Below are 20,840 nucleotides of genomic sequence, written 5' to 3'. Positions count from 1 at the left end.
GAAAGGACCGACGACATGAAAGTCGCATTCGCTACCCAGGATCTGAAGCGCGTCGACGCCCATTTCGGCTGGGCCAAGAACATCGCGATCTACGATCTCGATCCCGAGGGCTACCGCTTCATCGAGAAGGTCGAGTTCGACGGCGATCTCAAGGAGGATGGCAACGAGGACAAGCTGGCGCCGAAGATCGAGGCGATCAAGGATTGCGCGATCCTCTATGTCGCCGCGATCGGCGGCTCCGGCGCAGCGCGCGTCGTCGCCAACAACATCCATCCGATGAAGGTCACCCAGCCCGAGGAGATCACCGATCTGCTCGGCAAGCTGCAGGCGGTGCTCAAGGGCACGCCGCCGCCCTGGCTGCGCAAGGCGCTGGCCAAGGGCCAGGAACGCGCGCTCGATTTCGAGGAATGAGGAAACCACCATGTCCGATACCGCGGTAGCCGTCGAAACCATCCCCGCCGAGCAGCGGCCCTTCGTCAAGGAGCTGATCAAGGTGTGGCGCGCCCAGGACACCCATGGCGCATGGGAAGGCAAGAAGGACATCGACCTGCTCGAGCCCTACATCCTGGACAAGGAGAAGCGGCGGGCGTTGCCGATCATCGGCGATCCCGATCCGGAGACGATCTGGCGGCTGGAGCTGTTCTTCAATGCGGTCGCACTGTCGATCGAGAAGGCCACCGGCGTCATGATCTCGCCGATGCTGAAGATGAGTCACGAGGGCTTCGGCCGCATGGTGCTGATCGGCGGCCGGCTGATCGTCGTCAACAAGCAGCTGCGCGACGTCCACCGCTTCGGCTTCGACAATCTCGGCAAGCTGGCCGACGAAGGCGACAAGTTCGTCAAGGCCGGCGTCGAGATGATCGAGAAGTTCAAGGACGTCGCGAACTACTGAACGGCGAGGATGAGAGAGATGAGCGACCTGGATACCCTGAAGGCCGAGATCAAGAAGCTGTCGGCACGCGCCATGGATGCCAAGATGAACCTGCACGACCTGTCGGAGGAACTGCCCATCAACTGGGACCAGATCCTGCCGACGGCGCAGAAGGCGCATGACGCGTTCGCCGAGCTGGAGAAGAAGCGGGCCGAGCTGAAGAAGCTCGAAACCGCGTAAGCCCGATTTGAGGATCCGTCATCATGTCCAACGCAACCCGTGACGGTCGCGACTGGCGGCCGGACTATCTGGTCGCCATCGATCCGGCCAAGTGCATCGGCTGCGGCCGCTGCTACAAGGTGTGTGGCCGCGAGGTCATGACCCTGAAGGGCATCAACGACGAGGGCGAGTTCGTCGAGCTCGACGACGACGAGGATGACGAGGTCGAGAAGAAGATCATGGTCATGAACGACACCGGCGCTTGCATCGGCTGCGGCGCCTGCGCCCGGGTCTGCCCGACCAACTGCCAGACCCATTCGCCGGCGGCCTGAGATTGTCGAGCGTGCTGCCATGATGCGGATGGAGGCGAAATTCACGATCGGCCAGGTGACTCGGCACCGCGTCTACGATCTGCGCGGCGTCGTGTTCGATGTCGACCTGTCGTTCTCCGAGGAAGAGGGCTGGCGCGCCATCACCATGGACGCCAGGCTCGACAAGGAGCAGCCATTCTACTATCTGCTCGCCGAATGCGGCGAGAGCAGCTACATCGCCTATGTGCCTGAGCAGAACTTGGTGGCGGACGCTTCCGGGGAGCCGGTGAAGCATCCCGATATCGGCGAACTGTTCGATGTCGACGATGAGGGCAGCTATCGCTACCGCGGGCGGATCTTTCAGTAGATCTTGCCACTGCCGTCATTGCGAGGAGCCGCAGGCGACGAAGCAATCCAGAGTCGTCGTGCGGCCCTGGATCGCGTCGCTGCGTTCGCGATGACGGAGACTTGTGTTGGCCACGATCTATCCGCTCGTCATTCCGGGGCGCGCGCTTCGCGCGCCCCGGAATGACGGTCGAGAGATGAGGGCCAGGCCGAAAGCGGGGACTTTTACTCGATCCCCTGTTCCCTGGCCTTCCACATCGCCGCGATCCGGAAGCGCTCGTTGATCGCGGCGGGGTTGGCGAGGATCTCGGCCTGGGCGGCGGCGAACGCGCTCTCGACGATCGCTGCCTCGTCCTTGGTCAAAGTGATGCGGCCGGCCATGTGAGTCGCGTCGGGCGCGGCCTCCCAGATCTTGCGCCGGTTCGGATGCAGCTTGACCTCGACCAGCTCGAACGCCTCGAGCTCGCCTTCGAGGCAGATGGCGAGGCCAATCACCTCGACCTTGCGGCCGTCCTGCGTGGTCTTGACCAGAGTCTTTGCCATGCTCGTGCTCCCGTCGTTGAAATCACGCCGCGACCGGCGTGTCGTCGAGCTGGCTCCATTCCGCCCAAGCGCCGTCGTAGACGGCGGCGTTCGGAACGCCGAGCCGGTAGAGCGCCAACGCCAGCATGCAGGAGGTGATGCCCGAGGCGCAGGTGGTAACGATCGGCTTGTTCAGATCGACGCCCGCGGCCGTAAAGCGTGCGGTGAGCGCGTCGGGCGCCAGCAGCACGCCGGAGTCCGGATCGACCAGATCGGCCCAGGGCAGGTTGATGGCACCTGGAATGTGGCCCTGGCGCTTGAAGGTGAACACGTCTGCCTGCGTGCCGTCGAACTTGCCGGGCCCGCGCGCATCGATGAGTTGGCCGCCGGCCTGCAGCAGGCGACGCACGTCGGCCGAGGTCGCGACCAGGCCGGGCTGGAAGCTGGCCGTGAAGCTCGCCGGCACCGGGCGCACCGGCGTCATCTCCGCCGGCCTCTTCTCCTTGGTCCATTTGCCGAAGCCGCCGTCGAGCAGGGCGACGTTGTCGTGCCCGAATACGCGGAACATCCACCACACGCGGCCCGCGGCCGAGCCGCCATAGTGACGGTCGTAGACGACGACGCGATCGGCATTGCTGATGCCGAGCAGCCCGACCTTGTGGGCGAAATCGCCCGCTGACGGCAGCATGTGCGGCAGCGGGTTGGACTTGTCGGCGACCTGGTCGATATCGAAATGCACTGAGCCCGGCAGGTGCCGGCCGCGGTATTGCGTACGGCCGTCCAGGTTGGTGCTCGGATGGTGCCAGGTGCAGTCGAGGATCTTGGTGGCGGGATCGGAAAGATGTTGTGCCAGCCAGTCGGAGCTGACCAGGGTGCTCGAGGGATCCGTGCTCATGCATGCGCTCGCGATTTGAAGAGCCAACAGGATGACTGACGCGCTTGCGGGCGTCAGAGCGTCTTCGGCATCGGATAGCCCGGGCGTGGATGGGTGTCGTAGTATTCCGGACGCTCCGGCCAGCCGCCTTCGGCGACGATCTTGAAGGTCGCGACCGTGACCGGCGCGCCGGGCGAGCACGACACTTCGGTGAACTTGATTTCGCGCTCGCCTGGGCCGGCGGAGAAATCGGCGACGGTAGTACCGTCCGCCTTGCGCGCCCGCGCAAAGCCGGGCGTGCCGACGGTGGCCGCCGGCACGGACGTCGCGACGAAGTTCGGCTGCTCGAGGCCATCCACCGCGGCGCCGAAGGCGGGCGAGCCGAACGTGAAGGTCGCGAGCACGCCGCTGCGGTCGACCGGCTTGTCCGCGGTGATCGGACGCGCCACCGAGTAGACCGTCAGCGTGCCGCCCTCCATTGCCGCCTTGATGTCGTCGAGCGAGCTCTCGACGAATTCCAGTGCCACGTTCATGTCGATCTCCTTACAAAGAGGCGCCTTTGCAGGAGAAATTTTCAAGTTCTGTGCCAGTCTATCGCAGCAGCAAAGAAGGCGAGGCGGACAGGCGGAGTTGCGCGAATCTTGCAACGCGGCTCGCAAGCGAGCCGACCGTCGCTCCTGCTGCGCCGAAGCGGCCGTGTCGGAGATGCGCCAGACATCGATGAGGCCCGACATGACGACCGACGTCGCCTACGCCATCTGCAGCTTCAACGACATTCCGAGCCGCCGCGCCATGGGCTTCCAGCTCATGATCGTCGCGGAGGACGGCAGCCACCGCCCGTGGCCGATCTTCGTGATCCGCTGGGGCAAGCAGGTGTTCGGCTATCTGAACATGTGCCCGCACGACAAGGTCAATCTCGACTGGGAGCGCAATCAGTTCCTGGACGGCAACGGCCTTCGCATCCTCTGCGGCAAGCACGGCTCGCTGTTCGAGATCGGTACCGGGCTCTGCGTCGATGGCCCGTGCAGGGGCGAGAGCCTGACGCCGGTCGCGCTGAGCGTGCTGGATGGCGACATCTGCGTGACCGGCGTGACCCTGGTCGAGGATGACGAGGAAGAGGGTGAGACCGGCCTGCAGTGTGAGGAAGGCTGAGGCGGCGATCGCGGTGAAGTCCCGACGGAAACTGCCGGGACTTCATCTTGAATTTGAAGAAACGAACGGTCTCAGACTGGCCGGTTCTCGTTGCGGTTCTTGACCGGCTCCATCCTGGCCAGTGCATCCGCGTAGGGCACGAGATCGTAGTTCTCGCTGAAGTCCTTGGCGGCGTCGAGCACGTAGTCGAGCTTGCCGGCGGTATCGAGCTTCTTGATGTCGTTCTTGTCGATCGACAGCAGCTCCAGCATCTCCTTCCAGACCGTGGATTCGTCGCAAGGCAGCACGTAGAAGGTGATGTCGTCGATCTTGATGCGGTACTTCGCCAGCAGATCGATGTTGTTGCAGAACATGAGGTACTTGCCGTCCGGCGTCAGCAGGCCCTTGAGCACCTCGGCCGCGGTCTCGAGATAGGCCAGCGAGTGGATGTAGCCGGCGAGCACCGGGATCGTTGATGCACCGTCTTGCGCGATCGTCAGCACCTGCTCGATCGAGAAGTCCGGCGGACGCTTCTCGTCCGCAACCTGGGTCTGGAACTTCAGCGCGATATCGCCGCGGAAGCCGAACCGTCCCGGCTTGGTGGTCGGCGCCTTGAGAACGGCGTTCAGCAGCCGCCCTTCCTTGTCGAGCTGCGCGAGCGCGGTGGTCTCGATCGCAACCGTCTTCTCCAATGTCGTCATCAGCAATCCCCTCGCATGTCCTTGTCAGCCGTTCGCCGCACGGCGCGGTCGAAAGGGACGTGATGCAAATTGTCTGCCGGTGTGTGTGGCGGCTTGATTTGCTTGGTTCTTTTGCCTCTCGCGCCAGTGATTGTCGGGTTTGCGCCCCGACATCGCGCCGACTCCCGCGCGACACGGCGTGAACAGCGCCTGTCGGAAAGCCGACACGCGTCGGAAACGCCACAGCGACAGCATGAAAAGCTGAGGTCTTTCAGGCGATTGCTGCATGGCATGAGACTTGCCAATTCCGTTCACAACAGCCGAATGGGAAAGGCGAGACGATGATGATCAACCTGACCGACAGCGCCATCAATGCGGTCCGCAACGCGATCACGACCTCCGACAAGCCGGTCGACGGCCTCAGGATCATGGTCGAAGCCGGCGGCTGCGCCGGGCTCAAATACAACATGGGCCTCGTCAGCGGCAGCGAGCCGGAGGACACCGTGATCGAGCGCGAGGGCGTGCGCGTGCTCGTCGATCACAAGAGCCTCGAATATCTCGAAGGCACGACGATCGATTTCGTCATCGCGCTCGAGGGCTCCGGCTTCACCTTCGAGAACCCGAATGCCAAGTCGAGCTGCGGCTGCGGCAAGTCGTTCGCTTGAGTCTTCGCTCGATCATCCAACACGCGAGAAGTGAAACCATGCTGGTCGAATCCCAGGGCATCGTCGAAGCGCCGTCGCAGATGAGCGAGCGCGAGCGGATCATCCGGGCCGTGATCGAGGAGGTCCGTCCGAACCTCAAGCGCGACGGCGGCGATTGCGAGCTCGTCGAGATTGACGGCAACAAGATCATGGTCAAGCTCGCCGGCGCCTGCATCTTCTGCAAGCTCGCCAGCGCGACGCTGGAGGGCATCCAGGCGCGCATGATCGAGAAGCTCGGCGAATTCGTCCGCCTCGTTCCGGTGGCCGGCGCAGCCAAGGCGCGGCATTAAGGAGCGGCCTTGCGTCCGGTCTATCTCGACAACAACGCGACGACACGAGCCGATCCGGAGGTCGTCGCGGCGATGTTGCCGTTCTTTACGGACCAGTTCGGCAATGCTTCATCCTCGCATGCCTTCGGCAGCGAGGTCGCCGGGGCCGTGAGGCAGGCGCGCAAGAGCCTGCAGGCGCTGCTGGGCGCCGCCTTCGACCACGAGATCGTCTTTACCTCCGGTGGGACGGAATCCGACAACACCGCGCTGCTGTCGGCGCTTGAGACGCAGGACGGTCGCGACGAGATCGTCACGACGGCGGTGGAGCATCCCGCAATCCTGTCGCTCGTCGAGTATCTCAGCAGCAAGCGCGGCCTCACGGTGCATCTGATCGGCGTCGATGCGGCCGGCCGGCTCGATCTCGAGGCTTACAAGCGCGCGCTCGGCCCGCGCACGGCGATCGCCTCGGTGATGTGGGCCAACAACGAAACCGGCACGCTGTTTCCGGTGTCCGATCTGGCCAGGCTCGCGCATGAGGCCGGCGCGCTGTTCCACACCGACGCCGTGCAGGCGGTCGGCAAGATCGCGATCGATCTGAAATCCGCTGGCGTCGACATGCTGTCGTTGTCCGGCCACAAGCTGCACGGCCCCAAGGGCATCGGTGCGCTTTATGTTCGGAAGGGCACACCGTTCGCGCCGCTGCTGCGCGGCGGCCCGCAGGAGCGCCGCCGGCGCGGCGGCACCGAGAACGTGCCGGGCATCATCGGGCTCGGCAAGGCGGCCGAGCTGGCGGCAAAGCATCTCGCGGACGAGCAGGGCCGCGTCCGCGCGCTGCGCGACCGGCTGGAGCAGGGCATCCTCCAGAGCGTCGGCCATTGCGTCGTGCTCGGCGACCTCGCTGCGCGGCTGCCGAACACCTCCAACATCGCCTTCCAGCATCTCGAGGGCGAGCCGATCGTCATGCGGCTGAACCAAGCCGGTATCGCCGCCTCGCTCGGCTCGGCCTGCGCCTCCGGCTCGATGGAGCCGTCGCACGTGCTCCGCGCGATGAACGTGCCGCCGGACCTGCTGCGCGGGGCTGTCCGGTTCTCGCTGTCGCGCGACACCACGGACGACGACATCGATCGCATGCTGCAGATCCTGCCCGACATCGTCGGCCGGCTGCGCGAGACCTCGCCGGCCTGTCTGCAGCATCGTCAATCGCCCTCGACGGACGCCCTTCGCCCTACGGAGCTCACGCAATGAAAGTCATGATCCGCCGCTCGCCGGAAACGGGCTTGTCGATCTACGTCCCCAAAAAGGATCTCGAGGAGCCCATCGTCGAGTCGGAGCACGAGTCCTTGTGGGGCGGCTGGATCCGCATCGCCAACGGATGGGTCCTCGAACTGCCGCAGATGGCCGCCGACACGCGGCTGCCGATCACGATCAACGCGCGCAAGCGCGGTGGCGAAGGGGACGAGTGATGAATGCGCCGCTTCCTCATATCGACATCGTCAAGCAGGCCGATGCCGAGGCCCTGCTCAAGGACGTCGTCGCCGGACTGAAGGCCGGCAAGGTCGTCCCGTTCCTCGGTCCCGCCGTGTCGGAGCAGTCCGGCGCCACGGTGCCGATGAATCCCGAAGCGCTGGCTGCGTTCTTCGGCACCAAGGTGGCGCTGCCGCGCCGAGCCAAGGGCAATGCGTGGGCTTCAGCCCAGCACATCGAGAGCACGCGCCACCGCTCGACGGTGACGGCGTTGATGGCCGAAGCCTTTGCCGCGCCCGTTGCACCGACACCGCTGCAGCAGCATCTGGCGTCGCTGCCGCTGCCGATGATCGTCGACAGTTGGTATGACGGCGCAATGCGAACCGCGCTCGCCGGGCGCGGCGATTGGGGCGAGGTGCAGGGCATCACGCGGGCCGGAATCGGCGAGGACCGCTGGTATCGCTTCTACGACGCCGCGGGCGCCGAGAGCGATCGCGAGAAGGCCGCAAGCTGGACTACGCTGCTCTACAAGCCGCATGGCGGGATCACGCCGGCCAGGAACTTCCTGATCACCGACGCCGACTATGTCGAGGTGCTGACCGACATCGATATCCAGACACCGATACCCGACACGGTCAAGGACCGGCGCACCGACCGCACCTTCCTGTTCATCGGCTGCCGCTTCAACGACCAGTTGCTGCGCACCTATGGCCGCCAGGTCATCAAGCGCTCCGGCGCCGATCACTACGTCCTGGTCGAGCCCGACTCATTGTCGAAGAACGAGCTGAAGTTCTTCATCGCCGAGCGGTTGACGCCGATCGCGATTCCGCTGGCCCGCGCGAGCGAGATCATCATCGGCGGCTGAGCGAGACCACGACACCGGAAATCGAACAGCGTGGCCGCAAGCTGCGCTGTTTTGCCGTTCGTCCTGTGTCCCAATTCGAGTCTGTAACGTTTCTAACAACGTCCGAAACGAGAGCCTTTCGCATGTTGGCAAGGCGACAGGCGCGATGATTTGGCTAAGGCGTTGATAGTCTGACGAAATGATCTTGTCCGCGGCGTGGCACGCGAGTTGCTGAACCCTAGCCCAAGGCGGTTTGCGGCTCGCCAGCAACGTTAAGGAGCGGACATGGACGCGTCAGTGCAGCACGAACAGGCGACGATACCGGACGGCGACAAGCTGAGCTCGGTGATGCAGACCATCGCGGAACACAAGGGTTGCGGCACCTCGGGCGGCAGCGGCAAGGCGAGCTGTGGCTCGGGCGCCGGCGAGAACGACCTGCCGCCGGAGATCTGGGAGAAGGTGAAGAACCATCCCTGCTACAGCGAGGAGGCGCATCATCACTACGCGCGCATGCACGTCGCCGTCGCGCCCGCCTGCAACATCCAGTGCAACTACTGCAACCGAAAATATGACTGCGCCAACGAGTCGCGTCCGGGCGTCGTCAGCGAAAAGCTGTCGCCCGAGCAAGCCGCCAAGAAGGTGCTCGCCGTTGCCTCGACCATTCCGCAGATGACCGTGCTGGGCATTGCCGGCCCTGGCGATCCGCTCGCCAATCCCGAGAAGACGTTCAAGACCTTCGAGCTGATCGCGCGCACCGCCCCCGACATCAAGCTCTGCCTGTCGACCAACGGTCTCGCGCTGCCCGACCACGTCGACACCATCGCCGGCTTCAACGTCGACCACGTCACGATTACCATCAACATGGTCGATCCCGAGATCGGCGCCAAGATCTATCCCTGGGTTTTCTGGAAGCACAAGCGCTACACCGGCGTCGAGGCGGCCAAGCTGCTCACCGACCGCCAGTTGCAGGGCCTGGAGATGCTGACCGAGCGCGGCATCCTCTGCAAGGTCAACTCGGTGATGATCCCAGGGGTCAACGACAAGCACCTCGTCGAGGTCAACAAGGCGGTGAAGTCGCGCGGCGCGTTCCTGCACAACATCATGCCGCTGATCTCGTCGCCGGAGCACGGCACCGTGTTCGGTTTGACCGGCCAGCGCGGTCCGACCGCGCAGGAGCTGAAGGCGCTGCAGGACGAGTGCGAAGGCGAGATGAACATGATGCGGCATTGCCGCCAGTGCCGCGCGGACGCCGTGGGCCTGCTCGGTGAGGATCGCTCGGCCGAATTCACCACCGACAAGATCATGGCGATGGAGGTGAACTACGATATCGACAGTCGCAAGGCCTATCAGGAGGCGGTCGAGCAGGAGCGTGTCGCCAAGGTCGTGGCGAAGCAGGAGGAGCTCGCCTCGCTCGCCGGCCAGTCGAGCGACATCAAGCTCTTGATCGCGGTCGCGACCAAGGGCTCGGGCCTGATCAACGAACATTTCGGCCACGCCAAGGAGTTCCAGGTCTACGAGCTCTCCACCGCCGGTGCCAAGTTCGTCGGTCACCGCCGTGTCGACCTGTACTGCCAGGGCGGCTATGGCGACGAGGACAGCCTGGAGACCGTCATCCGCGCCATCAACGACTGCCATGCGGTGTTCGTGGCCAAGATCGGCGGCTGCCCGAAGAGCGACCTGCTGGCCGCGGGCATCGAGCCGGTCGATCAGTTCGCGCACGAGTTCATCGAAAAGTCCGCGATCGCCTGGTTCAAGGACTACCTCGACAAGGTGAACAGCGGCGAAATCCAGCACGTCGTGCGCGGTGACGCCGAAATTCGCCAGGGCGCCCTGATTTCGGCGGCGTGACACCAGACCCCGGCGACGCTGTTGCGTCGCCGGGCCCCTTCGACAGGAGCCTTTGATGACCTTGAAGATCATTGCCTCGCAGTGCACGAGCTGCTCGGCCTGTGAACCCGAATGTCCGAACGTGGCGATCTCGGAGAAGAACGGCACCTTCGTGATCGATCCGAAGAAGTGCACAGAATGCATCGGCCATTTCGACGAGCCGCAATGCGCGGCGGTCTGCCCGGTCGACAACACCTGCGTGATCGACAATTCGTTCCCGCGCTACCAGCCGCCGGCTTGAGGGAGACCGAGATGAACTTCACCCTCACGCCTGCCGCGCAAAAATTCATGCGAATGATGCTGCGAACCGACGGTACCGCGGGCTCCGGCTTCCGTCTCGCGGTGTCGCCCGGCGGCTGCTCCGGCCTTGCGGCCGATATCAGCGTGCTCGCCACGCCGCAGCCCGGTGATGCCGTGGTCGAGCGCGACGGTGTCAGGCTGTTTCTGCCGGCGGAAAGCCGCTTGCTGCTCGACGGTGTGACCATCGACTTCGCGGATACTGCGACGCAGACCGGCCTCGTGTTTCACGATCCGAAGCAGGTTTCGTGCTCGACCCACGCCTTGAAGGCGCTGGAGCACTAGGACAGCCCGCCATGCCCACCGATGCCCGGCCCAGCTCTCAGACCGCCATCGAGGACGCGTTGCTCGCCGACGCGCTGCTCGGCGGCGGCCTGCCGGAGGAAGCCGAGTATCATCTGTGGCAGGCGGGCCAGAGCTATCATCTCGACGAGGTCGCGGAGACGCACCTGAAAGAGGCGGAAGCGCTGGCGCCTGGGCATGCAGCGGTCCTGATCGGCTTCTACCGGTTCTATTTCTACAAGGGACGGCTCGCCGACGCGCTGCGCATCGCCAAGCGATGCCTCGCCAAGGCGGCCGCCGAAAACTGCTTGCCGCCGCACTGGCGCGACGTTCGCGCCGGTCATGCCGAGTTCGGCAGCTATGACAACATGCTGCCGCGCTTCTTCATGTTCACCTTGAAGGGATACGCCTATTTGCAGATGCGCCTCGGCAATCTCGTCGAGGGACGGCTCGCGGTGCAAAAGCTGCTCGAGCTCGATCCCAGCGATAAGATCGGCGCACGCGTCCTGCTCGAGGTGGTCGACCGGGTGGAGCTCGACGATGAATGACGACATCGACGAGGCCATCGACTGGCAGGGCAACGACATCAGCTGTAAGGGCTGCGAGCACGCGCAGCTCAACGCATCCGGCGGCTGTCGCCTTCGGCACGCCTGCGTGCACGACCGCTACGCCCGCCGCATCGACCGCTTCTTCAACTGGAATCCGGCGCTCGCCAACGGCTACGTCAAGCATCCGCATTTCGAGGTGCGGGCTATCGCGGCGAAGCATGCCAGCCCGTTCTTTCTGCCTCCGCTGCTCGACGATCCCGAGGAGACGGTGCGCTGGAACGCCGCGCGGCGGTTGCCGAAGCGGCTGGTGCTCCGGCTGCGCCATGATCCGCATCGCGAGGTCCGCATTCGAATCGCGACCGTGCTCGATCCGGAAGACCTGATGCCGATGATGATGGACGACGACTATTACGTCCGCCTGGTCGTGGCGCGCCGTATCGTGCCGTCCGTGCTTGGCCGCATGATGGGGGACCCGGAGGCCGAGGTACGCCGCGTCGTCGCGCGGCGCATCCCCAGCGACTGGCTGCTCGGCATGATCAGTGACCCAGATCCACGGGTGCGGCTCGAGATCGCCGAGCGCCTCGCGCCGGATCTCCTCACCGCGATGCGCAAGGACGCCGACTGGCGGGTGCGTCACGAGGTTGCGAGCCGGATCGCGCTCAGTGAACTCGCGGAGCTTGCGCGCGACGAGGACCCGCTGGTGCAGGAGATGGCGCGCGACCGGCTCGCGAACCGCTTCGGAGCTGCCATGGAGAAACCGGCATGAGCAACATCGTTCGTGACAGCGAGGTCGTGGAGTTGTCGGCGCCGCCGTACTTCACGTTCGGCGAGAAGGTCAAGGCCAAGCGCACGATCCGCAACGACGGCACCTACGCAGGCAAGGAAATCGGCGAGATCCTCGCGAAGAAGGGCGAGATCGGCTACGTCGTCTCGATCGGAACCTTCCTGCAGCAGTTCTACATCTACGGCGTCGAGTTTCTCGAAAGCGGGAACCGCGTCGGCATGAAACGCAAGGAGCTCGAATCCACCGTGCCCCGCGGGGAGACCGAGGACGAGCTGCCACTGCCGGGAGCATACAGATCATGATCGAGCCACGCCTGCCGAAATATCAATGGGGCCAGCGTGTCAAGGCGCTGATCGACCTCGTCAATGACGGCTCGTTCCCGAACGCGCCGGCCGAAGCCAAGCTGGTCGGAGTCGGCGATATGGGTGAGATCGTCCAGGTCGGCACCCACACCGAGGCGAACATGCCGATCTATCTCGTCGAGTTCGGCGAGCAGCTCGTCGTGGGCTGTCTCGAAGAGGAGATCGTCCCGGTTGAGGTGCGATGATCCACGATGGCTGCAACCGCGCTCAAGCCCAGCTTTGTCCTGCCCGCGCATCCCAACGAGTTGGATCGCAAGCGGATCGCGCGCGCGCTGAAGTCACGCAAGCGCTACCGCTATGTCGAGCCGACGGTGTCGCCGGTCGACGAGGGTTATCACGTCCGCAGTCCTTGCTGCTCGCGCAACATCGACAAGGACGGCGGGGTGATCGACGTCGCGCTGCTGCGCCATGATCCCGCGAATGCGATGTGGAAGCTGTTCTGGAGAGATCACGCGCAGGGGACGTGGGAGCTGCACAGTCTGCATCGGCGGTTGACCGCGGCGGTCGACGAGCTGAACGCGGACCCTGAGCGGATCTTCTGGCAGTAGAGCGAAGAGGACGGGTGACGTGGCATTGGCCGAACAGGAATTGAATGAGATCGCGCAGGTCCTCGAGCGACCCGACGCCGGCAGCGCGGCCTTCGGCGAGCTGCGCCGCCGCTTTCCAAGGCTGGTACTGACACGTTGTGACGCGTCCGATGTCACGGAAGCGCCGTTCCGCAGCTATCCGGCATTCGACCTGCATCTGCTCGACGCCAGCGACCACTGCGCGGGTGTGACCGATGACCTTGCCAAAGCCACCGGCCTGATCCTGGCCAAGCGGAGCTGAGCATGACCAAGCCCTATCTGGTGCATGACGCCGATCGGCAGGAGCAGGATGAAGCGGAGCTTACGCCGGTCGAGGCGAGCTTCATTCCGCTCTCTGATCCCGACATTACCACGGCGGAGATTGCCGCCGTGGACGCGGCGCTGCGCTCGCCGCGGCTGTCCTGCGGTCCGCTGGTCGAGGAGTTCGAGGCGGCATTCGCAAGCTATCTCGGGCGCAGATACGCCATTGCCGTCCCGAGCGGAACGCTTGGCCTGGTCCTGGTCCTGAAAGCGATGGGCATCGGATCGGGCGACGAGGTGATCACGTCGTCGTATTCGTTCCGCGAGATCGCGCATGCCATCAGCATTGTCGGCGCCAAGCCGGTGTTTGCGGATATAGATTACTACTCGGGCACGCTGGCGCCGAGCAAGATCGAGGCGCGCATCACGGAGCGGACAAAGGCGATCCTGGCCGGCAACACCAACGGCCATCCGGCCAAATGGTCGGAGCTGCAGGCGATCGCGAAGACCCGCAATCTGCCTGTCATCGAGGATTCGACCGAGGCCATCGGCTCGAAATATAAGGGGGCGCTGGTCGGTACATTCGGTGCGGCCGCGGTGTTCGATTTCTCGCAGCCTTTCGCGCTCACCTGTGGTGAGGGTGGCATGGTCGTCACCGACGACGTCGACATCGCTGTGGCCGTGCGTCGGCACCGTTCGCACCGGCTCGACGAGCGCGCATCGGTCGTGGTCAGCAGCAGCGCGTCGCACCAGGCGGTGATGAGCGACGTGACCGCCGCGCTCGGGTTGGCGCAATTGCGGCGGATCGACGAGATCCTCGAGCGGCGCAAGCTGATCGAGCAGATCTATTACAGCGAGGTGCAGTCGTTCGAGGGCATCAAGGACCCCTATGTCGGGCCCGATGTCACCGAGGTGAACTGGTTTCTCTACCAGGTGCATCTGGGCACGCGGTTCTCGAAGTCGAGCCGGGATTCGATCGTCGAGGATCTCAGGGTCGAACAGGTCGAGGCCGTGGCCTATTCGAATCCCCTGCATCTGCAGCGGCATTATTTCGACATGGGCTATCGCCGAGGCGATTATCTCGTGACCGAGAAGGTCGCCGATCGTGTGGTGGCCCTGCCGTTCCACGTTCATCTCACCACGGATCAGATCGCCTTCATCGTCGCGACCATGAAGGACGCCTCGGTCAATGTCGGGGCGGGCGCCGCGATCTACTGAGAAGTTCTAAGTTCAAACCGAAAAGGAGAATCCAAGTGGCGACATTGACGGTAATGCCCTCCGGCAAGACGATCGAGGTGGGCGAGGGCACCACCATTCTGGCAGCGCTGCTCGGCGCCGAGGTCGAGATCCCGCACAAATGCGAGGGCCAGGCAAAGTGCGGTTCCTGCCACATCTTCCTGCAGGAGGGACGCAAGGGCGTGTCGAAGGTCACCAAGCTGGAGAACGAGAAGCTCGACACCATCGTCGGCGTCGGCTCGAAGTCGCGGCTCGCCTGTCAGGCGACCATTCTTGGCACCGAGAACGTCAAGATCGAACTCCTGGGCTTCGGCTCGGGCCTGTAACAGGAGGATCACATGGACAAATTGACGCTTCATGTCCGCTTTGCCAATGATGGCACGGTCGCCGAGATCAGCGAGCGGCCGGTCGAGCTGACGCCGCAGCAGTGGTTCGACAAGCTCAGCGAGGCCATCGGCATGAAGGCCTATCAGACCTTCGCCGGCGGCCGCGGCGTGTTCAAGGTGGCTCGTGAGCAGATCGAGGCCCTGAAGACCGCGGCTGTTTCGTGACGCGGTTGGCAGCATGAGCACCGATGCGGGACAGGCGTGCCGATTCTTCGTCTCCTACACGGGCGTCAAGCTGCCGCTGCGGCTGGTGACTGCGATTGCGCCGGAGCAGCTGTCGAACCGCAACACGTTCATCCGCGGCTATTTCGATGCCGCGGGCGTGCTGACCGGATTCGAAAAGATCGTCTATGGCGAGATCGAGCTCACGCACAGCTACAGCTACCATGCCAGCGGGGCGTTGAGCCGGGCCGAGATCGTCATGCTCGACGAGGATCCGGTGACGCTGAATTTTGACGAGACCGGCGCGCCCATCGCCGGTCAGGATGCGTCGGTGAAGGAGGCCTCGTGACTGTCGCCAAGCTGATCGAGGCTCTTGCCAGCATGCCGAAGGACGCTATCGTGCTGATGGACAGCGGCGGCGGATTGTCGCGTGTCGATGCGCTTCAGCTTGTGGACGAGCAGGGCCCGGGCGCTCCGGCCGAGGTGATCCTGCAGCCGAGCTTGGATGAGTAGAGGGCGGACTGGTCGGATGGCGGACGCTGGGACTTCAGAGACCGGAACTCCGGACGCAGGGCCGGTCGCGACCCCCTATGAGCGGATCGGCGGAGCGGTTGTCGTGGACCGTCTCGTCGAATCCTTCTACCACCGAATGGATACGCTGCCGGAGGCCAAGGGCATCCGCGACATGCACGGCCGCAATCTCGGGCCGATCAAGCACATCCTGAAGCGCTATCTCTCCGAATGGCTGGGCGGCCCCAAGCTTTATTCGCCCGAGAAGGGCCATCCGCGGCTGCGCCAGCGTCACATGGGCTTTGCCATCGGCAATGCCGAGCGCGACGCCTGGCTGCTGTGCATGCGCGGCGCGCTCGAGGAGACTGTCAGCGACGTCAAGGCCCGTCAGGATGTCGACGCCGCCATGACCAAGCTCGCCGACTGGATGCGCAACCACGCCGGCAACCCGCACGATGCTCGGGCCGCGCGGCCGTGAGCCTGCGGTGACGTCATCGCGAGGAGACGAAGGCGACGAAGCAATCCAGAGTCGCCCGCGTTACCCTGGCTTGCTTCGCTGCGCTCGCAATGACGGAGAGGGCGTGACACGTAGGCTGGACCAAGCGAAACGCGCCCACCGGCGGTCTCGCCTGCAAGATGGACCAGAAAAAGATGGACCAGAAAGGTGGGCACGGCGATCTTCCGACGGTGCAATTCACTGCCGTCCGTGGCGCCTTTGCCGACCTTACGCAATCCAGCTAATACAACGGCACGCCGAAGAAGGTCTCGTCGTCGCCGCCCCAGGCGCGGTGCAGCGCCAGGGCGTTCTGCCATTGCATCATCTCGACCTCGCTGGCATTGCGATGCGTGATTCTGCCGTCCGGCACCTCGGCAAGCAGAAAAGGCTTGCCGTTGCGGATGAAGCGGTTGAGATCCTTGGTGTCGTTGGGGCGCACGACGCAACGTGGCCGCTCGTCGATCAGGATGGTGGTCGGCAGCATCGCGGTGCTCTCACTCCATCGGATTGTCAATCGGCCAGCGGTCCCATGTCGTCGTCGGCTTTCTTCTTCTTTTTCTTGTCGGTCTTGGCGAGCGCATAGGCGCCGGCGTTCTTCAGCGTGATCGGCGGCTGCCCGACGACATATTGCGAGATCCACGCCAGGGTCCGGTCATGTGCCAGCGCAGCTGCAGATTCATCATAGGTCTCGCCGTCACCGTCGAACGCATGCGCGGCATTCGGATAGGAGAACGCGCTGACCTCGGGATGATAGGCGCGGAACATGGTCACCTCCGCGAACGGCACGACGATGTCGGCCTCGCCGAAATGGAGCAGCGTCGGAATCTTGCGCTTGGCGCCGGCCGCGTTGACGACACCGGTCGCGTAGTAGCTCACTGCGCAGGCCACGCCGGAGACGCGGTTGGCCGCGTCATAGGCGAGACCGCCCCCGGCGCCGAAGCCGACCACCGCCACCTTGCCGCAGTCCTTGACGCTGTCGACCGTTGACTGGATCTCGGCGAGCAGCGGTGCTGCCGGATCCGGCACGCTCTCGGCCGGCTCGCCCTCCGTTGCCGCTTCGATCGCGGTGGGAGGCGACAGCTCCGGCGCGATCACGACATAGCCGCTCGCGGCGAAAGTATCGGCGACCTTGCGTAGTTTGCCGGCAGCGTCGGCGCCGTCCGGCAGGACGACGATCGCCCCCTTTGGCGCGTCGGCGGGATCGGCACGAAACGCCTGAAAGGTATGGCCGTCGCTGGCGGTCAGCTTGATCGTGCTCGCCGTAGGCATGTGATGCTCCTGCTTCCGTTGCGCGGTTGGCGCGCGTTACAACAAACCCAGCTCCAGGGCGGTCTCTTCGGACATGCGCGACTTGTCCCATGGCGGCTCGAAGACAAGGGTGACCTTGACCGACACCACACCGTCGACGGCCTGTACGGCGTCCTCCACCATTCGGACGATCTCGCTTGCGACCGGACAGCCGGGCGCCGTCAGGGTCATGTCGATCTCGACCGCGCCGCCGCCCTCGTGCGCGATTCGATAGACCAGCCCGAGATCGTAGACGTTCACCGGAATCTCCGGGTCATAGACCGTTCGCAACGCTGCAATCACGCTCTCGGCTGCACTCTGGGAGCCGGTCGCTACGGCGTTCTGCGCCGGGGAAGGAGGGGGCGGGGCGTGCATGGTCATCATGCGTTGGTTCCTCTCATGATCCTGGTTCGCACCGGGGGATGGTCGTTGGAATTCGAGTCATGTTTCGCTCATGCATGGCGTCGCCTCATTCCGAACCGAGCCCCTCGGCCAGCGCGGCGACGACCGGCCATCCGACGGCGCCGGTGGGATCGAGTCGCCGCAGCGCCGCGAGCATTTCGGCTGCTCCGTCGGAATCAGTCTTGCGCAGATGGATGAAGGCTAGGGCCTTCAGCGTGTAGAGCGCGAAGCGGCCGGCGCCATCCGGCAGCGGATCATGCGGCGTCCAGTGCCGCCAATCCCGTGGCCAGCCGGCCTGGCGCGCCGCTTCCGCAAGGCCCAGCTCGGCGACCGCCTCTGCCTCGTCGAGATGGCCTTGATAGGTGTGAATCTTGTACAGACAGAAGTAGGTCGGAAGCTGCTGCGGAGCGGCCGCCAGCGCCTGGCGAAACAGCCGATCCGCCTGCGCGTGGTCGCGGCGATACGCCGCCACGCCCTGTTGCAAAAGCGCATCGATCTCTTGCGGCAGATCGCCGAAGTTGATCGTGTCGGGTTCGCTGACGAGTTCGAGCATCTGCATTGACCTCGATCAAATCACTGCAAGACGCGGACCGTTTTCGCGCGGGTGCAGCAGCGCCGGAGCCGGTACGAGGCGGGCGGAAGAGCGGGCCGATGTTGGATTTTGCACGTCGCCTCTTCGCTCCGCCGCGGCCGATGTCGCAAAGACGACGCAACGCTTGGCGAATTGGCGTGGACGCGTCGTCAGATGCCGGCGAGACGGCGATTGCGGCGAGCAAATCACTGGTTCGGAGCTTGCATGAGGCCTTCATCAATCCAGCGGGAGTGGCAGCGATGGCGATGGCAGCAACGGACATCGAGCGTCTGATCAAGGAGGCGTTCCCGGATGCCGTCGTCGTGATCGAGGATCTGGCGGGCGATGGCGACCATTATTCGGCGCGCGTCACCTCACAGGCTTTCGCCGGGAAGAGCCGGGTGCAACAGCATCAGATGGTCTATTCGGCTCTCAAGGGCCAGATGGGCGGCGTGCTGCATGCGCTGGCGCTCGAGACGTCATTGCCGAAATGATCGTTGCGGCCGGGCTGATCGGTCGCATTCAGGGAAAGGATCCAGTCTATGTCGACATCCGAACGCATTCAGAAGCTGATCGACAGCAATGACATCGTGCTGTTCATGAAGGGCGTGCCGGCGGCGCCGCAATGCGGCTTCTCCGCCGCGGTGGCACAGATCCTGGCCAAGCTCGACGTGGCCTACGAGAGCGTCAACGTGCTCGCCGATCCCTTCATCCGCGAGGGCATCAAGGAGTTCTCCAACTGGCCGACCATTCCGCAGCTCTATGTGAAGGGCGAATTCGTCGGCGGCTGCGACATCGTGCGCGAGATGTTCCAGGCCGGTGAGCTCGCGACCCTGCTCGCCGACAAGGGCATCAAGGCGTCTGCGTCATGAGCGATGCCGATGTCGCCGAGGCGGATGACGCATTCGAGATTCCGCAGCTCTACAAACATCACGCCTTCGTCTGCCTGACGCAGCGCCCGCCCGGGCATCCGCGCGGCAGCTGCGGCGCGCTCGGCGTGCAGCCGCTGTGGGACCGGCTGACCAAGACCATCGAGGCGCAGCGGTTGACGGATATCGGCGTCACCGCCGCCGGCTGCTTCGGCTTCTGCAGCGCCGGACCGATGATGGTGGTCTATCCGGACGGCGTCTGGTATCGACCGACCAAGCCGGAGGATATCGACGAGATCGTCGAATCCCACTTCAAGCAGGGCAAGCGTGTCGATCGCCTGGTCATGGTGTTGAAGCGCTGAGCTTGCAGAATGGAGCCGCTCAACGCGGCTCCGGACAAGGTGTCGACCCATCCGGACGCGTGCAGCCCTGGACATCCTCCAGACCGTCGCCCTGCCGAAGCAGCAAGATGACGGGTTCACGATCGAAGCCGGCGCAGCACCGGCCGCCGGCTTCGATCAATGGCCGGCGGATCAGCAGCGGATCCTCGAGCATCAGGTCGATGGCCGCGACGGCTTCGATCGTCTCTGGCTCGATCTCTCCCGATCTCACGCGCGGCGAGGCCGGATTGAACCAGGCCCAGACGGGGGTCCCGGCGAAATATGTGCGCAGCCTCTCGCCCGTCCAGGGTTCGGTCAAGAGGTTCCTGGCGATGACATCGTGGCCTGCTCGCGTCAGCATCAGCTTCTGCCGGGCGTTGGTGCCGCAGCCCGGCTTCTCGTAGAAGACGACGGTCGTCACGTCAGGCGCCGCCGAGCTGGACCAGCTGCGCGCCGCCGGCGCGGCCGAGAATGGTGTCGACCTTCTTGCGCACCGCCTCGATCGTGAGCGGCTTGACCACGGCGCCATGCGCGCCGGCCTTGAGACCTTCGATCGCGATCGCCTCGTCGGCCTTGGCGGTCACGATCAGAATGCGCACGCCCTTGAACTTCGCCAGGATCTCGCGGACGAGCTCGGGGCCGCGTTGCTTCAGGAAGGAAACCCCGAGCAGCACCACGTTCGGTGCCAGCCAGTCGACGCCCTTCTCGTACGCCTCCTCCGGCGTCGCCAATTCGTGGGTCTCGATTTCATCGTGCAACATGAACTGCAGGGCCGCGCGCGTGATCTCGTCGTCGTCGATCACGAACACGCGCCGCTGGTCCACTGCCTTGGCCGTCTCCACTCCGATCTGCATTGCATCCTCCTCAACGTTGTCAGCGTCTGTGCCGCAGGGCTGCAGAGGGGATCTAGCAAATCTCGTTCCGGGCACCGCCCGGCTGAAAAGCTACCGCTGTTGTGTCGTTTCGGACAGCGCCGCGCGTCGTCGCATCTTGCGAAGCATTCCGATGTCGGGTTTGCAACAACTCGCAATCGCGCCCGGATTGCTCCGCATCTCCTTTAAAACATGATCGTTTTGGCCCTGTGCGCGTGCTGGCACAGCCGTTGCAAAACCGGGTTCAGGCAATGGTTGAGGGCTGAGTGCACGCCGACGCTCCGGACGAGCGATGCTCTCCTTCCCAACAACCCGTCTGCCGGTTCGGACACACAGAGGACGCGGTCACGCCTCGCGAGCAGCGCGGGCGCGACATTGGCAATCGGTTGATGGAGAGCAGAATGTCATCACTTCGACAAATCGCATTCTACGGCAAGGGCGGCATCGG

39 protein-coding genes are annotated in these 20,840 nt (G+C 64.4%); 29 read left to right on the top strand and 10 right to left on the bottom strand.

Translation table 11 applies throughout. The features are described from left to right. Positions 1-15: 15 nt before the first annotated feature. Genes nifX through hspQ form a run of 5 tightly spaced genes read left to right on the top strand, consistent with a single transcriptional unit; the run spans position 16 to position 1,768 of the window. On the top strand, positions 16-411 hold the full coding sequence (nifX, locus tag ACQR13_RS32240; RefSeq protein ID WP_315713153.1) for a nitrogen fixation protein NifX: 396 nt from the start codon (positions 16-18) through the stop codon (positions 409-411). A 10-nt stretch (positions 412-421) separates the two neighbouring features. Then, a complete protein-coding gene (locus ACQR13_RS32235) occupies positions 422-892 on the top strand; it encodes a NifX-associated nitrogen fixation protein (protein ID WP_315752838.1) in 471 nt (156 codons plus the stop codon). A gap of 18 nt (positions 893-910) precedes the next feature. Beyond that, complete coding sequence (locus ACQR13_RS32230) at positions 911-1,111, top strand: CCE_0567 family metalloprotein (protein WP_315713150.1); 201 nt, start codon at positions 911-913, stop codon at positions 1,109-1,111. Positions 1,112-1,134: 23 nt separating this feature from the next. Beyond that, entirely contained in the window at positions 1,135-1,422 is a 288-nt protein-coding gene (gene fdxB, locus ACQR13_RS32225) for a ferredoxin III, nif-specific (RefSeq protein ID WP_315713149.1), read from the top strand. Positions 1,423-1,441: 19 nt separating this feature from the next. Continuing rightward, positions 1,442-1,768, top strand: a complete 327-nt coding sequence (hspQ, locus tag ACQR13_RS32220) for a heat shock protein HspQ (RefSeq protein WP_315752839.1) — start codon at positions 1,442-1,444, stop codon at positions 1,766-1,768. Between the two features lie 203 nt (positions 1,769-1,971). Here hspQ and ACQR13_RS32215 read toward each other — a convergent pair whose 3' ends face one another. From ACQR13_RS32215 to ACQR13_RS32205, 3 genes are read right to left on the bottom strand one after another with little or no spacing between them, the layout of a single operon-like run. After that, positions 1,972-2,289 (bottom strand): hypothetical protein, encoded by a 318-nt coding sequence (locus ACQR13_RS32215; RefSeq protein ID WP_315713146.1) that lies wholly within the window; start codon positions 2,287-2,289, stop codon positions 1,972-1,974. Positions 2,290-2,311: 22 nt separating this feature from the next. After that, on the bottom strand, positions 2,312-3,163 hold the full coding sequence (locus ACQR13_RS32210; RefSeq protein ID WP_315752840.1) for a sulfurtransferase: 852 nt from the start codon (positions 3,161-3,163) through the stop codon (positions 2,312-2,314). Positions 3,164-3,216: 53 nt separating this feature from the next. Beyond that, entirely contained in the window at positions 3,217-3,675 is a 459-nt protein-coding gene (locus tag ACQR13_RS32205) for a hypothetical protein (RefSeq protein ID WP_315752841.1), read from the bottom strand. Positions 3,676-3,874: 199 nt separating this feature from the next. On the opposite strand from ACQR13_RS32205, the gene ACQR13_RS32200 reads away from it, so the two are divergent. Further along, positions 3,875-4,294, top strand: coding sequence for a Rieske (2Fe-2S) protein (locus tag ACQR13_RS32200; protein ID WP_315752842.1), 420 nt, complete (start codon positions 3,875-3,877; stop codon positions 4,292-4,294). 71 nt (positions 4,295-4,365) lie between these two features. Here the strand turns inward: ACQR13_RS32200 and ACQR13_RS32195 are convergent, their stop codons facing one another. Beyond that, positions 4,366-4,974: a hypothetical protein gene (locus ACQR13_RS32195; protein ID WP_315752843.1), complete on the bottom strand. Its 609-nt coding sequence runs from the start codon at positions 4,972-4,974 to the stop codon at positions 4,366-4,368. A gap of 323 nt (positions 4,975-5,297) precedes the next feature. On the opposite strand from ACQR13_RS32195, the gene ACQR13_RS32190 reads away from it, so the two are divergent. From ACQR13_RS32190 to ACQR13_RS32095, 20 genes are all read left to right on the top strand, one after another. Further along, positions 5,298-5,618, top strand: coding sequence for a HesB/IscA family protein (locus ACQR13_RS32190; RefSeq protein WP_257170758.1), 321 nt, complete (start codon positions 5,298-5,300; stop codon positions 5,616-5,618). Positions 5,619-5,656: 38 nt separating this feature from the next. Next, the gene (locus ACQR13_RS32185; protein WP_315713137.1) at positions 5,657-5,947 is read left to right on the top strand and encodes a NifU family protein; all 291 of its coding nucleotides are present in this window, start codon (positions 5,657-5,659) and stop codon (positions 5,945-5,947) included. 9 nt (positions 5,948-5,956) lie between these two features. Continuing rightward, entirely contained in the window at positions 5,957-7,171 is a 1,215-nt protein-coding gene (nifS, locus tag ACQR13_RS32180; protein ID WP_434863569.1) for a cysteine desulfurase NifS, read from the top strand. After that, entirely contained in the window at positions 7,168-7,389 is a 222-nt protein-coding gene (gene nifT, locus ACQR13_RS32175; protein WP_315713133.1) for a putative nitrogen fixation protein NifT, read from the top strand. Before nifS ends, nifT begins: the two co-directional genes overlap by 4 nt. Then, a complete protein-coding gene (locus ACQR13_RS32170) occupies positions 7,389-8,255 on the top strand; it encodes an SIR2 family NAD-dependent protein deacylase (protein ID WP_315752845.1) in 867 nt (288 codons plus the stop codon). Before nifT ends, ACQR13_RS32170 begins: the two co-directional genes overlap by 1 nt. 264 nt (positions 8,256-8,519) lie before the next feature. Continuing rightward, a complete protein-coding gene (gene nifB, locus ACQR13_RS32165) occupies positions 8,520-10,082 on the top strand; it encodes a nitrogenase cofactor biosynthesis protein NifB (protein ID WP_315752846.1) in 1,563 nt (520 codons plus the stop codon). Between the two features lie 55 nt (positions 10,083-10,137). Next, positions 10,138-10,362 carry a YfhL family 4Fe-4S dicluster ferredoxin gene (locus tag ACQR13_RS32160; RefSeq protein WP_006609676.1) on the top strand — a complete coding sequence of 75 codons (225 nt, stop codon included), beginning with the start codon at positions 10,138-10,140 and terminating at the stop codon, positions 10,360-10,362. 11 nt (positions 10,363-10,373) lie between these two features. Further along, complete coding sequence (locus ACQR13_RS32155) at positions 10,374-10,703, top strand: HesB/IscA family protein (RefSeq protein ID WP_315713125.1); 330 nt, start codon at positions 10,374-10,376, stop codon at positions 10,701-10,703. A gap of 11 nt (positions 10,704-10,714) precedes the next feature. Further along, complete coding sequence (locus ACQR13_RS32150) at positions 10,715-11,248, top strand: hypothetical protein (RefSeq protein ID WP_315752847.1); 534 nt, start codon at positions 10,715-10,717, stop codon at positions 11,246-11,248. After that, complete coding sequence (locus tag ACQR13_RS32145) at positions 11,241-12,014, top strand: 4Fe4S-binding leucine-rich repeat protein (RefSeq protein ID WP_315752848.1); 774 nt, start codon at positions 11,241-11,243, stop codon at positions 12,012-12,014. The genes ACQR13_RS32150 and ACQR13_RS32145 overlap by 8 nt, the downstream gene beginning before the upstream one ends. After that, the gene (locus tag ACQR13_RS32140) at positions 12,011-12,334 is read left to right on the top strand and encodes a nitrogen fixation protein NifZ (RefSeq protein ID WP_315752849.1); all 324 of its coding nucleotides are present in this window, start codon (positions 12,011-12,013) and stop codon (positions 12,332-12,334) included. Before ACQR13_RS32145 ends, ACQR13_RS32140 begins: the two co-directional genes overlap by 4 nt. Next, positions 12,331-12,579, top strand: coding sequence for a nitrogen fixation protein NifZ (locus ACQR13_RS32135; RefSeq protein WP_315752850.1), 249 nt, complete (start codon positions 12,331-12,333; stop codon positions 12,577-12,579). Before ACQR13_RS32140 ends, ACQR13_RS32135 begins: the two co-directional genes overlap by 4 nt. A gap of 6 nt (positions 12,580-12,585) precedes the next feature. Continuing rightward, positions 12,586-12,942 carry a DUF3024 domain-containing protein gene (locus tag ACQR13_RS32130; protein ID WP_315713117.1) on the top strand — a complete coding sequence of 119 codons (357 nt, stop codon included), beginning with the start codon at positions 12,586-12,588 and terminating at the stop codon, positions 12,940-12,942. A 19-nt stretch (positions 12,943-12,961) separates the two neighbouring features. Beyond that, on the top strand, positions 12,962-13,222 hold the full coding sequence (locus tag ACQR13_RS32125; RefSeq protein ID WP_315752851.1) for a hypothetical protein: 261 nt from the start codon (positions 12,962-12,964) through the stop codon (positions 13,220-13,222). Between the two features lie 2 nt (positions 13,223-13,224). Then, on the top strand, positions 13,225-14,439 hold the full coding sequence (locus ACQR13_RS32120; protein WP_315752852.1) for a DegT/DnrJ/EryC1/StrS family aminotransferase: 1,215 nt from the start codon (positions 13,225-13,227) through the stop codon (positions 14,437-14,439). 35 nt (positions 14,440-14,474) lie between these two features. Further along, a complete protein-coding gene (locus ACQR13_RS32115) occupies positions 14,475-14,783 on the top strand; it encodes a 2Fe-2S iron-sulfur cluster-binding protein (RefSeq protein WP_315752853.1) in 309 nt (102 codons plus the stop codon). 12 nt (positions 14,784-14,795) lie between these two features. Beyond that, positions 14,796-15,008 (top strand): hypothetical protein, encoded by a 213-nt coding sequence (locus tag ACQR13_RS32110; protein ID WP_315752854.1) that lies wholly within the window; start codon positions 14,796-14,798, stop codon positions 15,006-15,008. A gap of 13 nt (positions 15,009-15,021) precedes the next feature. Further along, a complete protein-coding gene (locus ACQR13_RS32105; RefSeq protein ID WP_315752855.1) occupies positions 15,022-15,354 on the top strand; it encodes a DUF6156 family protein in 333 nt (110 codons plus the stop codon). Next, positions 15,351-15,518, top strand: a complete 168-nt coding sequence (locus ACQR13_RS32100; protein WP_315752856.1) for a hypothetical protein — start codon at positions 15,351-15,353, stop codon at positions 15,516-15,518. Before ACQR13_RS32105 ends, ACQR13_RS32100 begins: the two co-directional genes overlap by 4 nt. 16 nt (positions 15,519-15,534) lie before the next feature. Continuing rightward, positions 15,535-15,993 carry a group II truncated hemoglobin gene (locus ACQR13_RS32095; protein ID WP_315752857.1) on the top strand — a complete coding sequence of 153 codons (459 nt, stop codon included), beginning with the start codon at positions 15,535-15,537 and terminating at the stop codon, positions 15,991-15,993. Between the two features lie 259 nt (positions 15,994-16,252). Here the strand turns inward: ACQR13_RS32095 and ACQR13_RS32090 are convergent, their stop codons facing one another. The 4 genes from ACQR13_RS32090 to ACQR13_RS32075 form a co-directional block, all read right to left on the bottom strand. Beyond that, on the bottom strand, positions 16,253-16,495 hold the full coding sequence (locus ACQR13_RS32090; protein WP_315752858.1) for a hypothetical protein: 243 nt from the start codon (positions 16,493-16,495) through the stop codon (positions 16,253-16,255). Between the two features lie 26 nt (positions 16,496-16,521). After that, positions 16,522-17,280, bottom strand: coding sequence for a dienelactone hydrolase family protein (locus ACQR13_RS32085; RefSeq protein WP_315825165.1), 759 nt, complete (start codon positions 17,278-17,280; stop codon positions 16,522-16,524). A 36-nt stretch (positions 17,281-17,316) separates the two neighbouring features. Continuing rightward, positions 17,317-17,679, bottom strand: a complete 363-nt coding sequence (locus ACQR13_RS32080) for an iron-sulfur cluster assembly protein (RefSeq protein WP_315752901.1) — start codon at positions 17,677-17,679, stop codon at positions 17,317-17,319. A gap of 88 nt (positions 17,680-17,767) precedes the next feature. Next, positions 17,768-18,259: a tetratricopeptide repeat protein gene (locus tag ACQR13_RS32075; RefSeq protein ID WP_316169744.1), complete on the bottom strand. Its 492-nt coding sequence runs from the start codon at positions 18,257-18,259 to the stop codon at positions 17,768-17,770. 272 nt (positions 18,260-18,531) lie between these two features. Here ACQR13_RS32075 and ACQR13_RS32070 point away from each other — a divergent pair, with 272 nt between their 5' ends. From ACQR13_RS32070 to ACQR13_RS32060, 3 genes are read left to right on the top strand one after another with little or no spacing between them, the layout of a single operon-like run. Beyond that, the gene (locus ACQR13_RS32070) at positions 18,532-18,765 is read left to right on the top strand and encodes a BolA/IbaG family iron-sulfur metabolism protein (protein WP_006609694.1); all 234 of its coding nucleotides are present in this window, start codon (positions 18,532-18,534) and stop codon (positions 18,763-18,765) included. Positions 18,766-18,813: 48 nt separating this feature from the next. After that, complete coding sequence (grxD, locus tag ACQR13_RS32065) at positions 18,814-19,143, top strand: Grx4 family monothiol glutaredoxin (RefSeq protein WP_315752861.1); 330 nt, start codon at positions 18,814-18,816, stop codon at positions 19,141-19,143. Further along, a complete protein-coding gene (locus tag ACQR13_RS32060; RefSeq protein WP_315752862.1) occupies positions 19,140-19,502 on the top strand; it encodes a (2Fe-2S) ferredoxin domain-containing protein in 363 nt (120 codons plus the stop codon). The genes grxD and ACQR13_RS32060 overlap by 4 nt, the downstream gene beginning before the upstream one ends. A gap of 19 nt (positions 19,503-19,521) precedes the next feature. Here ACQR13_RS32060 and ACQR13_RS32055 read toward each other — a convergent pair whose 3' ends face one another. Further along, positions 19,522-19,941 (bottom strand): ArsC/Spx/MgsR family protein, encoded by a 420-nt coding sequence (locus tag ACQR13_RS32055; protein WP_315752863.1) that lies wholly within the window; start codon positions 19,939-19,941, stop codon positions 19,522-19,524. A 1-nt stretch (position 19,942) separates the two neighbouring features. Then, positions 19,943-20,374 (bottom strand): response regulator transcription factor, encoded by a 432-nt coding sequence (locus ACQR13_RS32050; protein WP_315713088.1) that lies wholly within the window; start codon positions 20,372-20,374, stop codon positions 19,943-19,945. Between the last annotated feature and the right edge of the window lie 466 nt (positions 20,375-20,840).

Source organism: Bradyrhizobium sp. HKCCYLRH3059 (genome assembly GCF_051168035.1).
Lineage (GTDB): Bacteria > Pseudomonadota > Alphaproteobacteria > Rhizobiales > Xanthobacteraceae > Bradyrhizobium.
This window is presented reverse-complemented; position numbering and strand designations above follow the sequence as displayed.

What these genes read in the sequence shown, in the direction of transcription:
- ACQR13_RS32105 (WP_315752855.1), top strand. Translation starts at nt 15,022, where the DNA reads ATGAGCACCGATGCGGGACAGGCGTGCCGATTCTTCGTCTCCTACACG.
- ACQR13_RS32195 (WP_315752843.1), bottom strand. Translation starts at nt 4,974, where the DNA reads ATGACGACATTGGAGAAGACGGTTGCGATCGAGACCACCGCGCTCGCG.
- ACQR13_RS32085 (WP_315825165.1), bottom strand. Translation starts at nt 17,280, where the DNA reads ATGCCTACGGCGAGCACGATCAAGCTGACCGCCAGCGACGGCCATACC.
- grxD (WP_315752861.1), top strand. Translation starts at nt 18,814, where the DNA reads ATGTCGACATCCGAACGCATTCAGAAGCTGATCGACAGCAATGACATC.
- ACQR13_RS32080 (WP_315752901.1), bottom strand. Translation starts at nt 17,679, where the DNA reads ATGACCATGCACGCCCCGCCCCCTCCTTCCCCGGCGCAGAACGCCGTA.
- fdxB (WP_315713149.1), top strand. Translation starts at nt 1,135, where the DNA reads ATGTCCAACGCAACCCGTGACGGTCGCGACTGGCGGCCGGACTATCTG.
- ACQR13_RS32210 (WP_315752840.1), bottom strand. Translation starts at nt 3,163, where the DNA reads ATGAGCACGGATCCCTCGAGCACCCTGGTCAGCTCCGACTGGCTGGCA.
- hspQ (WP_315752839.1), top strand. Translation starts at nt 1,442, where the DNA reads ATGATGCGGATGGAGGCGAAATTCACGATCGGCCAGGTGACTCGGCAC.
- ACQR13_RS32200 (WP_315752842.1), top strand. Translation starts at nt 3,875, where the DNA reads ATGACGACCGACGTCGCCTACGCCATCTGCAGCTTCAACGACATTCCG.
- nifX (WP_315713153.1), top strand. Translation starts at nt 16, where the DNA reads ATGAAAGTCGCATTCGCTACCCAGGATCTGAAGCGCGTCGACGCCCAT.
- ACQR13_RS32095 (WP_315752857.1), top strand. Translation starts at nt 15,535, where the DNA reads ATGGCGGACGCTGGGACTTCAGAGACCGGAACTCCGGACGCAGGGCCG.
- ACQR13_RS32190 (WP_257170758.1), top strand. Translation starts at nt 5,298, where the DNA reads ATGATCAACCTGACCGACAGCGCCATCAATGCGGTCCGCAACGCGATC.
- ACQR13_RS32070 (WP_006609694.1), top strand. Translation starts at nt 18,532, where the DNA reads ATGGCGATGGCAGCAACGGACATCGAGCGTCTGATCAAGGAGGCGTTC.
- nifB (WP_315752846.1), top strand. Translation starts at nt 8,520, where the DNA reads ATGGACGCGTCAGTGCAGCACGAACAGGCGACGATACCGGACGGCGAC.
- ACQR13_RS32060 (WP_315752862.1), top strand. Translation starts at nt 19,140, where the DNA reads ATGAGCGATGCCGATGTCGCCGAGGCGGATGACGCATTCGAGATTCCG.
- ACQR13_RS32050 (WP_315713088.1), bottom strand. Translation starts at nt 20,374, where the DNA reads ATGCAGATCGGAGTGGAGACGGCCAAGGCAGTGGACCAGCGGCGCGTG.
- ACQR13_RS32120 (WP_315752852.1), top strand. Translation starts at nt 13,225, where the DNA reads ATGACCAAGCCCTATCTGGTGCATGACGCCGATCGGCAGGAGCAGGAT.
- ACQR13_RS32205 (WP_315752841.1), bottom strand. Translation starts at nt 3,675, where the DNA reads ATGAACGTGGCACTGGAATTCGTCGAGAGCTCGCTCGACGACATCAAG.
- ACQR13_RS32230 (WP_315713150.1), top strand. Translation starts at nt 911, where the DNA reads ATGAGCGACCTGGATACCCTGAAGGCCGAGATCAAGAAGCTGTCGGCA.
- ACQR13_RS32110 (WP_315752854.1), top strand. Translation starts at nt 14,796, where the DNA reads ATGGACAAATTGACGCTTCATGTCCGCTTTGCCAATGATGGCACGGTC.
- ACQR13_RS32170 (WP_315752845.1), top strand. Translation starts at nt 7,389, where the DNA reads ATGAATGCGCCGCTTCCTCATATCGACATCGTCAAGCAGGCCGATGCC.
- ACQR13_RS32215 (WP_315713146.1), bottom strand. Translation starts at nt 2,289, where the DNA reads ATGGCAAAGACTCTGGTCAAGACCACGCAGGACGGCCGCAAGGTCGAG.
- ACQR13_RS32130 (WP_315713117.1), top strand. Translation starts at nt 12,586, where the DNA reads ATGGCTGCAACCGCGCTCAAGCCCAGCTTTGTCCTGCCCGCGCATCCC.
- ACQR13_RS32150 (WP_315752847.1), top strand. Translation starts at nt 10,715, where the DNA reads ATGCCCACCGATGCCCGGCCCAGCTCTCAGACCGCCATCGAGGACGCG.
- ACQR13_RS32145 (WP_315752848.1), top strand. Translation starts at nt 11,241, where the DNA reads ATGAATGACGACATCGACGAGGCCATCGACTGGCAGGGCAACGACATC.
- ACQR13_RS32075 (WP_316169744.1), bottom strand. Translation starts at nt 18,259, where the DNA reads ATGCAGATGCTCGAACTCGTCAGCGAACCCGACACGATCAACTTCGGC.
- nifT (WP_315713133.1), top strand. Translation starts at nt 7,168, where the DNA reads ATGAAAGTCATGATCCGCCGCTCGCCGGAAACGGGCTTGTCGATCTAC.
- ACQR13_RS32135 (WP_315752850.1), top strand. Translation starts at nt 12,331, where the DNA reads ATGATCGAGCCACGCCTGCCGAAATATCAATGGGGCCAGCGTGTCAAG.
- ACQR13_RS32090 (WP_315752858.1), bottom strand. Translation starts at nt 16,495, where the DNA reads ATGCTGCCGACCACCATCCTGATCGACGAGCGGCCACGTTGCGTCGTG.
- ACQR13_RS32140 (WP_315752849.1), top strand. Translation starts at nt 12,011, where the DNA reads ATGAGCAACATCGTTCGTGACAGCGAGGTCGTGGAGTTGTCGGCGCCG.
- ACQR13_RS32235 (WP_315752838.1), top strand. Translation starts at nt 422, where the DNA reads ATGTCCGATACCGCGGTAGCCGTCGAAACCATCCCCGCCGAGCAGCGG.
- ACQR13_RS32155 (WP_315713125.1), top strand. Translation starts at nt 10,374, where the DNA reads ATGAACTTCACCCTCACGCCTGCCGCGCAAAAATTCATGCGAATGATG.
- ACQR13_RS32160 (WP_006609676.1), top strand. Translation starts at nt 10,138, where the DNA reads ATGACCTTGAAGATCATTGCCTCGCAGTGCACGAGCTGCTCGGCCTGT.
- ACQR13_RS32185 (WP_315713137.1), top strand. Translation starts at nt 5,657, where the DNA reads ATGCTGGTCGAATCCCAGGGCATCGTCGAAGCGCCGTCGCAGATGAGC.